The sequence below is a fragment of the Arthrobacter sp. MOO21 genome, from assembly GCF_057369995.2.
Window position 1 is genome coordinate 1,082,027 of sequence record NZ_CM170671.2, and the last position, 13,713, is coordinate 1,095,739.

A 13,713-nucleotide genomic window follows, 5' to 3' on the forward strand; every position below is an offset into this window, starting at 1 on the left:
GCTCAGTAACACTCAGACGTGCTGGTTGAAGACATGCCGGCGCACCCACGCGTGCATTGCGATGGCTGCGGCGGAAGCGGCATTGATGGACCGGGTGGAGCCGAACTGCTCGATGGACAAGGTGGCGACGGCGGCCTGGTGGACCTCCGGCGTGAGGCCCGGACCCTCCTGTCCGAAGACCAGCACGCAGTCCCGTGGCAGGTCGTACGTCTCCAGCGGCACCGAGTCCGGGAAGATGTCGACCCCGATGATCGCCAGCCCCTCCCCCTGGGCCCACCGGACGAAGTCCCCAACGGTGGGGTGGTGGCGGATGTGCTGGTAGCGGTCGGTGACCATCGCGCCCCGCCGGTTCCACCGGCGCCGGCCGATGATGTGCACCTCTTTGGCAAGGAAGGCATTTGCGGTGCGCACCACGGTGCCGATATTCAGGTCATGTTGCCAGTTCTCGATGGCCACGTGGAAGTTGTGCCGGCGCGAATCCAGCTCCGCCACGATTGCCTCGTGCTTCCAGTAGCGGTACTTGTCCAGGACGTTCCGCCGGTCGCCGTCCGCCAGGAGGTCGGGGTCCCAATGGTCGCCTTCCGGCAGTTCCCCTTCCCAGGGCCCGACGCCGACCTCCGCCTTTTCCGGCGCACCCTCCCCGGGTGCGTGGTCGGGTTCGTCTGTCATGGCGGGCGTCTGGTTCACCCCTCAACACTAGACTGGTCCTTTCGGGCTTTCAGCACAGGCGCATTCATCACGTGGAGGACAGGCATGGCAGAAGCAGACCAGGTGGCAGGCAACCCGGCGGTGTACCGCAGCGGCCAGGAAATCGAGTGCTGGCTGACGGACATGGACGGCGTGCTGGTCCACGAGAACCAGCCGATTCCGGGTGCCGCGGAACTGATCCAACGCTGGGTGGACACCTCCAAGCGCTTCCTGGTGCTGACCAACAACTCCATCTTCACCCCGCGTGACCTGGCCGCCCGCCTGCGCGCCTCCGGCCTGGAGATCCCGGAAGAGAACATCTGGACCTCCGCCCTGGCCACGGCGCAGTTCCTGAAGGACCAGGTGTCCGCGGGGGGTTCGGAATCAGGCAACCGCGCGTACACCATCGGTGAGGCAGGGCTGACGACGGCGCTGCATGAGGCAGGCTTCATCCTCACCGACCAGAACCCGGACTTCGTCGTGCTCGGCGAGACGCGCACGTACTCTTTCGAGGCGATCACCATGGCCATCCGCCTGATCCTCGCCGGTGCCCGCTTCATCGCCACCAACCCCGATGCCACGGGACCGTCAAAGGACGGCCCCATGCCCGCCACCGGCGCCATCGCCGCGCTGATCACCAAGGCCACCGGCCGCGAACCGTACATTGTGGGCAAACCGAATCCCATGATGTTCCGCAGCGCGATGAACCAGATCGACGCCCACTCCGAGACCACCGCCATGATCGGGGACCGGATGGACACCGACATCATCGCCGGCATGGAAGCGGGGCTGCACACGGTCCTGGTCCTGAGCGGCATCACCCACAAGGACGACATTGCGGCCTACCCGTTCCGGCCAAACCAGGTCCTGAACTCAGTGGCGGACCTGAAGAACCAGATCTAGAAAATACTCACCCGGGAACCGCCCCGGGGCAGCGGGAAGTACTCGTCCAGCAGGTCCGTCAGGAGCGGCCGGTAGACCTGGGGGTTCCAGCCGGGGCTGGCGTGGGCCGGCGCCGCGCCGGTGGTCTGCAGGTTGCTGGAGACCATATTGTCCTTGAACACCACAGCCCAGGTTTCCACAGCGGTTTCATAGGCCACCGTTTGGTCCTTCGGATTGCCCAGGTAGGCCATCTTGGCCGTACCGAGCTTCCCGGCAAACTGGCTTCCGTCGAAGTGGTAGATGTATGCGGATTCGGTCTGGACCAGCACGTTCGACGGGGCGATCGGGGACAGCTGCTCGAGGGTCTGGTCCAGGATCTGCCGCCAGCTCCGTTCGTCCTTGTGGATGATCCGCTCCCCCAGCTCGTACCCGCCGCGGAGCGTGGACGGGAACCGGAAGCCGCGCTCGTAGAGGAACACCACGCCGTCGAACCAGCTCTGGTCCAGCACGTCATGTGCGCTGTAGGGGCTGGAATCCAGGAGGATGAACTGCACCTGGATGCCGTTCAGCGCAAGCAGCCGTGCGGCCACCTGGGTGGCGAGCATGCCGCCGAAACTGTGGCCGTAAAAGAACAGCTTGGTGATCTTCTCGGCGGCCACGTAGTCGGTGACCGCGTTGACCACCTCGGTGATGTTCAGCCCCAGGTTGGAATAGCCGACGGCGGCAAGCCGGGCGCGCTTGTTAAGCGCGCCGCGGAGGGTGTTGAGGATCCACTGCGCTTCTTCCCAGCTGGTCTTATACCCCGGGAACAGGAACCAGCTGGCGTCCGGGTAGTAGGCGTCGGCGAAATCGTCGGCAACCTGCAGGATCCTGGTGGTGCGCCGCTGCGACTGCACTTCACGGGTGAGCAGCATGTCCGCGGCGAGCAGGGAGGCTGCGCCCGCCCCGCCGAGGAAGGAACGGCGCGAGAAGCGTTTCAGGGCAGCCGACTCCGCCAGCAGCCGGGCCTGGGGAGTCCCGCGCCGGTCCTGCGGATTCACTTCTCCCTCAAACGGCACACCACTACCGTAGGCACATCGGAAGATACCGCCGCAAGGAGCGGGACGTAACCTTTCGGCGACGCCGGGTCAGCTGGCGGCCTGGCCCTCCGCGGCCGGGTAAGGCGCCTGGGGGCTCTGCCGACGGCGTAGGATTTCGAGGCCGATGTCGTTGTAGCGGCCCAGCAGGTCCGCGCCGTCGGGTGCCTCCGGGTTGTCCAGCAGCGCAAAGAGGAAGTCGCTGGCCTGGAGCAGTTCCTCGTCCGTGTAGGCGGTCAGGGGGCGGCCGTACAGCTCCTCGATCCACATCACGGGGAGTTGGGGGAATTCACCTGCGAACTCACCCCCGGGGAACAGCTCCCTGACGTCGTCGTCCACCAGGATCGGTTGGCGGCTCGACTCGTCCTGCAGGCCCCGGTCATGTGAGGAGGGCGCCAGCTGAAGGCCGACCCCGGCGGAAGGAACACCCAGCAAGGAGTTGGCGGCAATGGCGTTCAGGTCTGCGCGCAGCCCGGCCAGAGCGGAGGATTCGACGAGCGCAGCACGGGAGAGGTCAACACAGATACGGCAGCGGATGCCCATCCTCCGGACCCGGCGGATGATGTGGACCAGTTCGGCACGGGAATCGTTGTGAAGGGTCCCCCGGACTTCAATCCGGACGATGTCAGCAGGGACATCGAGGTTAACGAGAGCGTCTAACGCGCGGTCCATAGGTACTCCAAAAGAGGTCTATGGCCGACGGCTCAACCTCGGCAAGCGTAACCCGCGGGACGGCACCACACAAGCCACACCTCAGGCGGCGCCGCCCGGCCGCGTCTTGGAAGGTTCCTGGTAGTGCGTCCGCGCGCCGGCCCCGCCCACGGAATCCACCAGCGACTTGGCGATGTCCCGCAGCTTCCTGTTGCTGTTGCTGGACGCCTCGGTGAGGATTTCGACGGCGGCGTCCTGGCTGCAGCGGTTCTGCGCCATGACGATTCCCACTGCAATGTCGATGATGGTCCGCGACTCCAGGGTGGCACGAAGGTTGGTGGCGCTGTCAGCGTGCAGCGAGAACCGTACGGCCAGGCGCAGAGCCTGCGAAATTTCCCGGGTGAAGTCCCTGGCCCTCGCGGCAGCGGACCCGTCGAACTTATGCGGAAAATCGGAATAGAGGTTCAGTGCTGCCTTGGCTTCGCCCTGCAGGTTGAAGGGCAGGGAAAAGACTGACCGCAGCCCGTATGAGGCAACCGCGGCGGCGTAGTCCGGTCCCCACCGGTCCTCCTGCAGCAAATCCGGAACGTAGACTTCGCGCTCATCCTTGGCGGCGGTGAGGCACGGACCCTGCGAAAGGGAGTACTGGATTTCGTCCACTTCCCGGGCGACGGCACTGCTCCAGCCAATGGTGGCGGCCTTCCGGTCGCGGAGCAATGTGATGCCACACAGGGCGTCGTCCCCGTCCCCTGCCATCTGGTGCGCGGAGAAGCGCGCCAGTTCGTTGAGGAATTCCTCGAAGTCGGCGCTTTCCAGAATAAGGTTCTGGACCTGGTCAGTGGCGCTCAGGGCCTGGCTGGGGGGGAGCATGCTGCAGGTTCTCCAAAGGTACTAAAGGTTAAAGCCCATGATAAGACAGCCCCAGTGCCGGTCCAAGGGCCGGCACTGGGGCTGACTACATTGTGTGCAGGCTAGGCAAGTCCCAGCTCGTCCTTGCCGAAGGCGTACAGGTAGGGCACGCCGGTTTCGGCTTCGATCTTTTCCTTGGCCCCGGTATCGCGGTCCACAATCACTGCCACCGCCACGACGTTGCCGCCGGCTTTCCGGACGCCCTCCACGGCTGTCAGCGCCGAGCCGCCCGTGGTGGAGGTGTCCTCAAGGACCAGCACCTTGCGCCCCTCGACGGACGGCCCCTCCACTTGGCGCCCCATGCCGTAGGACTTCTGTGCCTTCCGCACCACGAACGCGTCAACGCTGCGGCCGGCGTCAACGGCTGCGTGCATGACGGCAGTGCCAACCGGGTCTGCACCCATGGTGAGCCCGCCGGCGCATTCGAAGTCGATGCCGGCCTCGTCTGCCAGTGCCAGCATGACCTGCCCCACCAGCCTGGAGGCCTCGTGATGAAGCGTGATGCGGCGCAGGTCGATGTAGTAGTCCGCCTCGGCCCCGCTGGAAAGGATCACCTTGCCGCGGACCACGGCGAGTTCCTTGATCAGTTCGAGCAGTCGGGCGCGGGCAGCGGCCGTGTCTACAGCCGTGTCAGTGGGGGAAGTCATGGACTCCAGTTTAGTGGGTGGCGGAATGGCAGCGGGCCGGGCGAACGCGGGTGCGTGCTCGGGGCGCGGTCCGAAGCCGATAAGCCGGGGCAGGAGGCGCCGCACCACAGGGTTGTGGCGCAGGAGGAAGAAAAGCAGCCGCTGCCAGCTGAACGACGCGCCGGGCCTCTTCCCTGCCAGCATGTCGCCGGACAATGTCCCGGCAAACAGGGGAACGAAGATCACGCGGTGCATCAGCCGCTGCACTGCCTGGACGGCAACCGTGGGCATCCGGCGGCGCCGTTGCACGGCAGCCAGGGTCTTCGCTCTCACGTGGCCCCGGAGCAGGTCCGGTGCCAGCCGCGCCGCTGCGGCCACCGCGTCCTGGATGGCGAGGTTGATCCCCACCCCGCCGGCGGGCGACATCGCGTGGGCGGCGTCACCGATGCACAGGAAGCCGTCCACGTACCACCGCGGAAGCCGGTCCAACCGGACGTCCAGCCAGTGCAGGTCATCAAGGGACTGGATGGAGTCCACCCTGTCGGCAAGGTCCGGGCGGAGTGCCGCCACGCGCTGCCTGAACCGCTCCACGCCGCCCGCACGAATCCTGGCATCGGCTCCTTTCGGTGCCAAGTAGCCCATCTGGTAGTAGTCGGTGCGGTTGAGGGCGATCATCGCGTCGCGGTCCCCCAGCGACGGGACCACTCCGGCGATCTCGCCCGATTCGGACGCGCGGCGCGGGAGTTTGAACCACCAGGTGTCGAAGGGCACCGGATATTCCCTGGGATGCAGCCCAGCGGCCCGGCGCAGCACCGATTTGCGGCCGTCCGCCGCCACCACGACGTCGGCGGACAGCACCGACTCCCCGCCGGGGCCAGCTGTCCCGGCCGTCCGGTAGCGCACCCCGGTGACGCGTCCGCCGTCGAACACCAAACCGGTGGCCTCATGGTCCATGAGGAGCGTAAAGCCCGGCTCGGCGGCGGCCTTTGAGGCGAGGAAATCGAGGAGGTCCCACTGGGGCATCATCGCGATGTAGTCGTAGGGAGGCTTCAAGGACGAGAAATCGGCCAGCGTGACCATGCCTTTGCCGGGGACGGGGACCGCGACTCCCCGCAGCCGGCTCTGCGGGAGTTTGCGGAATCCATCGCCCAGGCCCAGTTCGTCAATCAGCCGGATGGTGGACGGGTGCACTGTGTCGCCGCGGAAATCGCGCAGGAAGTCGCTGTGCTTCTCCATAACCGAGACCTGCACGCCCGCCCTTGCCAGCAGCAGGCCAAGCACCATGCCTGCCGGACCGCCGCCCACAACAGCACACCCAGTCGGTTCCATGCCTGTACGGTACGCCGCCCAACGCCCGGCCGGAACAGTTGAGGGTTGTTGACAGCGCTGGCTAGGCTGGACCACATGCGCGAACTCCAGGCCAAGATCATTGAAGAAATGGGCGTCCAGCCCCGGATCGATCCCGCAGGGGAGGTGCGCAAGCGCGTCGCGTTCCTCAAGGAATACCTGAAGGCCACCGGCACCAAGGGCTTTGTCCTGGGCATTTCCGGCGGCCTGGATTCCTCCCTCGCCGGGAAGCTGGCGCAGCTGGCCGTGGATGAGCTCGAAGCCGAGGGTGTGGACGCCAATTTCGTGGCCGTCCGCCTGCCCTACGGCGTGCAGCATGATGAAGAGGACGCCCAGGCAGCCCTGGACTTCATCAAGGCCAAGACGGAATGGACGTTCAATATCTCGGCTGCCGTGGACGGTTTCGAGGATGAGTTCGAAAAGACCGTGGGCTCGGAAATTTCCGACTTCCACAAGGGGAACACCAAGGCCCGCACCCGCATGATCGCCCAGTATGCGCTGGCTGGCGAGCACAACTACCTGGTCATCGGAACCGACCACGGCGCCGAGTCGGTGACGGGGTTCTTCACCAAGTACGGCGACGGCGGCGCGGACATCCTGCCCCTGTTCGGCCTGAACAAGCGGCAGAACCGTGCCCTGCTGGCTGAGCTCGGCGCGCCCGAGCGGGTCTGGGGGAAGGTGCCCACCGCCGACCTGCTCGACGACCGGCCGGGCCGCACCGACGAGGACGAGCTGGGCCTGACGTATGACCAGATCGACGACTACCTGGAGGGCCGCGACGTTCCTGGCTCCGTCGCCGAATCGATCGAACAGAAGTACCTGCGCACCCGCCACAAGCGCACCGTTCCGGTCACCATTTTCGATACCTGGTGGAAGCACGAGGGCCCGGAGGAGCCACGCGCGGGCCTCTAACCAGCCGAAGCAGCCCACTTTTGGGAAGCACGACGGCGCGGCGCACCGTAAAGGGGCGGCGCGCCGTCGTCGTTTCCGGGCAAAGCCGGGCTACTTCGGCGGGGCTGCCTCGCCGCCCAGCTGCTGCGTGATCCGGTGCGCTTCCGCCATCAGGAGAGCGCCCAGTTCGGGCTGCCGCCCAGGCTTGAAGCGCGGTTCGATGCCGGTCAGGGACAGCGCCCAGGCCGGCTTTCCGGACCGGTCAAACACCGCGGCCCCCATGCCCCAGCTGCCTTCCAGCACCATCCCGGGATTCACCGAGTAACCTGCCAGCCTGGTGCGGACAAGGTTCTCCCGCACCCGCGCCGGGGTGTGGTTCGCTGCGAAGCCTCCCGCGTGCTCCGGCCACCGGGCCAGCAGTTCCTCCTGCTCATCCTCCGGCAGGAAGGCCATGATGGCCGTCCCCGCCGACGCCACGCCCAGGGGAAACCGGACGCCTTCGTGCAGCACGAAGGACCGCACCGGAAAGCTGCCCTCCTCCCGCAGCAGGCAGACCGTCTCCCCGCCGCGCCGGATGGAAAAGAAGGCGCTCTCCCCCGTCGCTTCGGCAAGCCGGCGCAGGCTGGGCCGGGCGATGTCCTCCAGCGGAAACCGGGCGGATGCCACCGAACCCATCAGGAGGACTTCCGGTCCCAGCACCCAGTTGCCGGTGATGGGGTCGTGGTCCAGCAGCCCCTCGGAGGCGAGTGAGGACAGGAGCCGGTGGACGGTGGGCCGCGTCAGCCCTGATTCCCGGACCAGGCCGGCAAGCGGCATCCCCTCGGGGCTGCGGCCCACCAGCCGCAGCAGTCCTGCGACGCGGGCCACGACCTGGGCCCCCTGCACCGGCGCCGACGTCATGAAAAACCTCCCTGATTGTCCATATTGTGGATGCATTCAATCCTACCGTCCACACTGTAAAAACGGGGTATTCCACCGCTTGACAGCGGAATCGGGGCACCCGTAGTCTCCACATGCAGAAACCATCGTCCATAAAATGGACTGGCCCATCGCTCAACGAGGAGTCGACATGAAGAAACTGCAGCCCTCCGCCGCAGCCGCCCTGGAAGGGGCCCTGCGGGACGGCATTACCCTCGCCGTGGGCGGATTCGGCCTCAGCGGCATTCCTGCCGACCTGATCGAAGCCGTCCGCGATTCAGGCGTCAAGGACCTCACCGTGGTGTCCAACAACATGGGCGTGGACGGCAAGGGCCTGGGAGTCCTGATAGAGGCTGGCCAGGTCCGCAAGGTCATCGCCTCCTACGTGGGCGAGAACAAGCTCTTCGCCGAACAGTACCTCGCCGGAAAGCTTGAGGTGGAGTTCACGCCGCAGGGCACCCTCGCCGAACGCCTCCGCGCCGGCGGCGCCGGCATTCCCGCCTTCTACACGAAAACCGGGGTGGGCACCCTCGTGGCCGAAGGCAAGCCGCACGAGGTGTTCGACGGCGAAACGTACGTCCAGGAGCGGGCCATCCGGGCCGACGTCGCGCTGGTCCACGCCCACACCGCGGACACTGACGGCAACCTCATCTACCGCTACACCGCCCGGAACTTCAACCCCGTGGTGGCCACGGCAGGACAGCTGACCATCGCCGAGGCCGAGGTGATCGTGCAGCCCGGCGACCTGGACCCGAACCACATCGTGACCCCGGGCGTCTTTGTCCAGCGGCTGGTGCGGGCCACGGACCGCGTCAAGGACATCGAACAGCGGACCGTCCGGCAGCGTCCCGACCTCGTTTCCGCCTAGGCCGCATCCAGCGCCACCGTTCCGATTACTCAATGGAGAGAAACGCCCTCATGACCACCACGCAACTCAACCGCCAGGATTTCCCGCAAAAAGGCCTGGCCCGGATGGCGGAGAAGCTGGCCGGATGGACCCAGAAATGGTTCCCGGACGCCTACATCTTCGCCTTGGCCGGGGTGCTGCTGGTGGCCATTGCGGCGCTGGCCATCGGCGCTTCGCCCAAGGCCGTAGTGGATTCCTTCGGCAACGGCTTCTGGGACCTCACGGCCTTTACCCTGCAGATGGCGATGGTGGTGCTGACCGGCTACGTGGTGGCCACCGCACCCCCGGTGGCCCGTTTGATCGAGCGGCTGGCACAGGTGCCGGGCTCCGCGCGCACTGCCGTGAGCTTTGTGGCCGTCATGTCCATGTCGGTGTCCTTCGTGAACTGGGGGCTGAGCCTGATCTTCGGCGGACTCCTGGCACGCGCCATAGCCCGCCGCCGGGACCTCCAGGTGGACTACCGGGCCCTGGGTGCAGCGGCTTTCATGGGGCTGGGAGCCGTATGGGCGCTGGGCATGTCCTCCTCGGCTGCCCAGCTGCAGGCAACAAAGGCGTCCATTCCCCCGGCGCTGCTGAAGATCACCGGTGTCCTGGACTTCGGCACCACCATCTTCACCTGGCAGTCCCTGCTGACGCTGGCCATCCTCATGCTGCTGACAACGGTCATAGCGCACTTTTCGGCCCCCACGGGCAGCGCGATCAGGACCGCTGCCGATCTGGGCGTGGACCTCAATGACCAGCCCGAACCTCCGGCGGAACAGTCCCGTCCGGGCGAATGGCTCGAATACAGCCGCGTGCTGCCCGTACTCGCCGGCGTCCTGACCCTGGGCTGGCTGGTGTCCCAGCTTCTGACGCTGCCCATTTTGAGCGTGGTCAGCTCGCTCAACGGGTACCTGCTGGTCTTCCTCATGCTGGGGCTCGTGCTGCACGGGACGCCGCGCAGGTTCCTCCAGTCAGTCAGCAAGGCTGTCCCCGCCACAGCGGGAATCCTGGTGCAGTTTCCCCTGTATGCGGCGATGGCAGCGATCCTGACCAAAGCCGCCGGCGCAGGCGGCCTCTCGGTGTCCGAGCACCTCGCACACTTCTTCACCAGCATCGGCGGCAACGGCGCGTTCGCCGTCATCATCGCCCTCTACACGGCGTTCCTCGGCATGTTTGTGCCGTCGGGCGGCGGCAAATGGCTGGTGGAGGCGCCGTACGTGATGCAGTCCGCCACGGACGTGAACATGAACCTTGGCTGGACCGTGCAGATCTACAACATGGCCGAAGCGCTGCCCAACCTCATCAACCCGTTCTTCATGCTGCCCCTGCTGGCGGTGCTGGGCCTGCGCGCCCGGGACCTGGTGGGCTTCACCTTCCAGCAGTTCCTGTTCCACCTGCCGGTGGTCCTCCTGCTGGCCTGGCTGCTGGGAATGACCTTCGACTTCGTGCCACCGGTTATACCGAACTGACCTCAACGAATACTGCGGTAAACAAGACAAAAGGAGAAACCCCATGGCATGGACCAGGGACCAGATGGCTGCGATCGCCGCCGAGGAACTGAACGACGGCGACTACGTGAACCTGGGCATCGGCATCCCCACGCTGGTGGCCAACAACTTGCCCGAGGGCGTGCGGGTTGTCCTGCAGAGCGAGAACGGGCTGCTGGGCATGGGCCCGTTCCCGTACGAGGGCGAGGAGGATGCCGACCTCATCAATGCGGGCAAGCAGACCGTGACGGTCCTGCCCGGCGGCAGTATCTTCGACTCCGCCACCTCCTTCGGCATGATCCGCGGCGGGCACGTCAAGGTGGCCATCCTCGGTGCCATGCAGGTCTCCGGCAACGGCGACCTGGCCAACTGGACCATCCCGGGCAAGATGGTCAAGGGCATGGGCGGTGCCATGGACCTGGTGGCCGGGACGCCGCGGGTGGTGGTCCTCACCGAGCACAATGCCAAGGACGGCACCGCGAAGATCGTGCGCGAGTGCACCCTCCCCCTGACCGGGCTCAGCTGCGTGGACCGGATCATCAGCGACCTGGCAGTCTTCGACCTGATTAACGACGACGACGGCGGGCGGCGGCTCACGCTGACCCGGCTTGCCCCAGGGGTCACCGTAGAGGACATCCAGAGCAAAACCGAAGCCGACTTTACAGTCCGGCTCGAGAACGAGGAAGTGGCAGCATGAGCTTGAAGGAACAGTTCGGCAAGGATGTCCTGCTCACCGGCTGGGGGCACAGCAAGTTCGGCAAGCTGACAGAGGAGACCCTCGAGTCCCTCATCGTCCAGGTGGCTTCCGAGGCGATCGGCAACGCCGGCATCGAGCCGGGCCAGATCGACGAGATCTACGTGGGCCAGTTCAACTCCGGCATGATGCCGCTGGCCTTCCCGTCCTCGCTGGCGCTGCAGGTTTCACCGGACCTGGCCAACGTCCCCTCCACCCGGGTGGAAAACGCCTGCGCTTCCGGCTCGGCGGCGTTCCAGCAGGGCACCAAGTCGCTGCTGGCTGGCACGGCAAAGACGGTCCTGGTCATTGGCGCCGAGAAGATGACCCACGCCGGCGCCGACGTTGTGGGTGCCGCCCTGCTCGGTGCGGACTACGACATGGCAGGCAAGCCCTCCACCACGGGCTTCACCGGCCTCTTCGCAGAAGTGGCCAAGCACTACGAGAAGCGTTACGGCACTGTGTCCGACGTGCTGGGCACCATCGCGGCGAAGAACCACCGCAATGGCGTCGACAACCCCTATGCCCAGCTCCGGAAGGACCTTGGCGAGGAGTTCTGCCAGACCGTCTCGGACAAGAACCCCATGGTCGCGGACCCGCTGCGCCGCACCGACTGCTCCCCGGTCTCCGATGGTGCCGCCGCCGTCGTGCTGTCTGTGGCCCCAACCGGCGGAGCCACCGCGCCGGTCCGGCTGGCCGGTTTCGGCCAGGCCAACGATTTCTTCCCCACCGATCGCCGGGACCCCACCGCATTCGCCGCAACCCAGGCCTCCTGGCAGCGCGCCATGGCAATGGCCGGTGTGGGACTGGAGGACCTTGACTTCGCCGAGGTCCATGACTGCTTCACCATCGCCGAACTGCTCATGTACGAAGCCATCGGGCTGACCGAACCGGGCCAGGGCGCCCGCGCGGTGAAGGAAGGCTGGGTCTTCAGGGACGGCAGGCTTCCCATCAACGTATCGGGAGGCCTCAAGGCCAAGGGCCACCCGGTGGGAGCCACGGGCGTCTCCCAGCACGTCATCACCGCGATGCAGCTCACCGGAACGGCCGGCGACATGCAGCTGGCTGGCCCCCGCCGCGCGGCTGTGCAGAACATGGGCGGCGTGGGCATCGCCAACTACGTGAGCATCCTCGAGGCCGTCTAGCCTGGCACCCGGACGGTGGCACCCGGGGCGGTGCCGCCGTCGTGGGGCGCTTTGAAGCCGTCCGGAGCCGTCTCGGGGGATGACGACGGCGTGTCCGCGCCAAAGTGCCCCGGGACGGCCGCGCATGGTGATTGCGGAGGCACGGGCAGGATCAGCCGGCACCCCGGAGGAGGGCCGCAATGTCCCCAAAGCCCAGCCGCTCAGCATTCTGCAGTGCGGTCCTGCCTTCCGGGTCGCGGATGCCGGGGTCGGCACCGGCGTCCAGCAGCAGCCGCACGACCTCCTGCTGGCGCGGGCCGCCGTCGTTCAGCAGGATGGCCTCCTGCATGGCGGTCCAGCCCAGGTGGTTGACGTGGTTTACCGGGACACCGGCTGCGATGAGGATCTTCACGGTCTCCACGTGGCCGTGCTCGCTGGCTGGGATGAGCGCCGTGCCGCCATAACGGTTGGTGCTGGTGACGTCAGCCCCGGCAGCCAGCGTCAACTGCAGCACCTCGTTGAACCCCTCCGCCCCGCTGTAGAGGAACGCCGAGTCCTGGATGGAGTCCTTGGCGTTGACGTTGCCGCCACGGCCGATCAGTCCGGCAACCCTGGGCGCGTCGTTGGCCTTGGCCGCCGCGATCAGTTCCTGGTCGAGCCGCGCCTGTGCCTCCGGGCTCAACGGGGGTGCCGGTGCTGCCGGGCTGGAGGGGGCAGCGGGGCTTGCTTGCGGGGAGCCGGTTTCCCCGCCCGGGTTGACGGATGAAACAGGCGGCGGGGAACCAACGTCCTGCGACTCCCCTGGCCTTGCCTGGCACGCAGCGAGGAGTATTCCGGCTAAGGCCATCAGGGCTGCTGTGCCGCCACGCCTCATGCCTGAACCCTACTTCGTGGCTGCTGCGATAGCCTCGGCGCCGGCGGTGGCGCAGGCCTCATCGAGCGCGCCGTCGGGGGCGCCGCCCACGCCGATGCCGGCCACCGAAACACCGTTGACCTTCAGCGGTACCCCGCCGGCCAGGAACAGGGTGCCGGGGAGGTCGGCGATGGAAGGACCGTTTCCGTTAATCCGCTTCGCCAGCTCACTGGTGGGCGCGCCAAAGGCTGCCGCCGTGTAGGCCTTCCGCTTGGCTGCCTCGATGGTGTGTTCGGCGGCATTGTCGCCGCGGAGCAGCGCCTGGACCGTGCCAAACCTGTCCACGAGCGCAACGGTGACGAACGGCAGCTTGTCCGCCTGGCACTTGGCGAGCGCCGCGCTGACGGCCTGCGCCGATGCCCCTACGGTGATGCGGTTCTGCTGCACCACGGTTTCCGGGGCCGGCTGCACGTCCACGGCAGGCATGACTGCGGGTGCCTGCGTGCCAGTTGCGCCAGCCGTTCCAGCGTTCGCGGCGGCGGTTGCCCCGGCAGTGACCAGGAGGGCTCCGGCGGCCGCGGCGGCAAATACCTTGTGGGACTTCTTCATGACGTTTCCTTCGCTTGGTCGGGATTGCTGT

At 66.7% G+C, this 13,713-nt stretch carries 14 protein-coding genes; 6 read left to right on the forward strand and 8 right to left on the reverse strand.

Going from position 1 to position 13,713, the window contains the following annotated elements; genetic code table 11:
- Positions 1 to 12: 12 nt before the first annotated feature.
- A complete protein-coding gene (locus AC2JAJ_RS04890) occupies positions 13 to 669 on the reverse strand; it encodes a TrmH family RNA methyltransferase (RefSeq protein ID WP_486416667.1) in 657 nt (218 codons plus the stop codon).
- Between the two features lie 84 nt (positions 670 to 753).
- Between AC2JAJ_RS04890 and AC2JAJ_RS04895 the strand changes: the two genes are divergently transcribed.
- Positions 754 to 1,590, forward strand: a complete 837-nt coding sequence (locus tag AC2JAJ_RS04895) for an HAD-IIA family hydrolase (RefSeq protein WP_188571777.1) — start codon at positions 754 to 756, stop codon at positions 1,588 to 1,590.
- Here the strand turns inward: AC2JAJ_RS04895 and AC2JAJ_RS04900 are convergent.
- The 4 genes from AC2JAJ_RS04900 to pyrE all read right to left on the reverse strand — a co-directional run bounded on the left by AC2JAJ_RS04900 (position 1,587) and on the right by pyrE (position 6,160).
- Complete coding sequence (locus AC2JAJ_RS04900) at positions 1,587 to 2,627, reverse strand: alpha/beta hydrolase (protein ID WP_473695072.1); 1,041 nt, start codon at positions 2,625 to 2,627, stop codon at positions 1,587 to 1,589. The genes AC2JAJ_RS04895 and AC2JAJ_RS04900 overlap by 4 nt on opposite strands.
- Positions 2,628 to 2,696: 69 nt before the next feature.
- Entirely contained in the window at positions 2,697 to 3,317 is a 621-nt protein-coding gene (locus tag AC2JAJ_RS04905) for a hypothetical protein (RefSeq protein ID WP_486416666.1), read from the reverse strand.
- An 81-nt stretch (positions 3,318 to 3,398) separates the two neighbouring features.
- On the reverse strand, positions 3,399 to 4,166 hold the full coding sequence (locus AC2JAJ_RS04910) for a GAF and ANTAR domain-containing protein (RefSeq protein WP_486416665.1): 768 nt from the start codon (positions 4,164 to 4,166) through the stop codon (positions 3,399 to 3,401).
- A 101-nt stretch (positions 4,167 to 4,267) separates the two neighbouring features.
- The gene (gene pyrE / locus AC2JAJ_RS04915) at positions 4,268 to 6,160 is read right to left on the reverse strand and encodes an orotate phosphoribosyltransferase (RefSeq protein ID WP_486416664.1); all 1,893 of its coding nucleotides are present in this window, start codon (positions 6,158 to 6,160) and stop codon (positions 4,268 to 4,270) included.
- Positions 6,161 to 6,235: 75 nt separating this feature from the next.
- On the opposite strand from pyrE, the gene nadE reads away from it, so the two are divergent.
- Entirely contained in the window at positions 6,236 to 7,090 is an 855-nt protein-coding gene (gene nadE / locus AC2JAJ_RS04920; protein ID WP_221385411.1) for an NAD(+) synthase, read from the forward strand.
- Positions 7,091 to 7,180: 90 nt separating this feature from the next.
- Here the strand turns inward: nadE and AC2JAJ_RS04925 are convergent, their stop codons facing one another.
- On the reverse strand, positions 7,181 to 7,969 hold the full coding sequence (locus AC2JAJ_RS04925; protein WP_221385410.1) for an IclR family transcriptional regulator: 789 nt from the start codon (positions 7,967 to 7,969) through the stop codon (positions 7,181 to 7,183).
- 169 nt (positions 7,970 to 8,138) lie between these two features.
- Here AC2JAJ_RS04925 and AC2JAJ_RS04930 point away from each other — a divergent pair, with 169 nt between their 5' ends.
- From AC2JAJ_RS04930 to AC2JAJ_RS04945, 4 genes are read left to right on the forward strand one after another with little or no spacing between them, the layout of a single operon-like run.
- Positions 8,139 to 8,855, forward strand: a complete 717-nt coding sequence (locus AC2JAJ_RS04930) for a CoA transferase subunit A (RefSeq protein ID WP_221385409.1) — start codon at positions 8,139 to 8,141, stop codon at positions 8,853 to 8,855.
- 50 nt (positions 8,856 to 8,905) lie between these two features.
- Positions 8,906 to 10,345, forward strand: coding sequence for a short-chain fatty acid transporter (locus AC2JAJ_RS04935; protein ID WP_486416663.1), 1,440 nt, complete (start codon positions 8,906 to 8,908; stop codon positions 10,343 to 10,345).
- Between the two features lie 43 nt (positions 10,346 to 10,388).
- Positions 10,389 to 11,060 (forward strand): CoA transferase subunit B, encoded by a 672-nt coding sequence (locus AC2JAJ_RS04940; protein WP_486416662.1) that lies wholly within the window; start codon positions 10,389 to 10,391, stop codon positions 11,058 to 11,060.
- Entirely contained in the window at positions 11,057 to 12,241 is a 1,185-nt protein-coding gene (locus AC2JAJ_RS04945) for an acetyl-CoA acetyltransferase (protein WP_486416661.1), read from the forward strand. Before AC2JAJ_RS04940 ends, AC2JAJ_RS04945 begins: the two co-directional genes overlap by 4 nt.
- A gap of 151 nt (positions 12,242 to 12,392) precedes the next feature.
- Here the strand turns inward: AC2JAJ_RS04945 and AC2JAJ_RS04950 are convergent, their stop codons facing one another.
- Positions 12,393 to 13,094 carry an ankyrin repeat domain-containing protein gene (locus AC2JAJ_RS04950; RefSeq protein WP_501053392.1) on the reverse strand — a complete coding sequence of 234 codons (702 nt, stop codon included), beginning with the start codon at positions 13,092 to 13,094 and terminating at the stop codon, positions 12,393 to 12,395.
- Positions 13,095 to 13,103: 9 nt separating this feature from the next.
- Positions 13,104 to 13,682, reverse strand: a complete 579-nt coding sequence (locus AC2JAJ_RS04955; RefSeq protein ID WP_486416659.1) for a GlcG/HbpS family heme-binding protein — start codon at positions 13,680 to 13,682, stop codon at positions 13,104 to 13,106.
- Positions 13,683 to 13,713 lie beyond the last annotated feature (31 nt).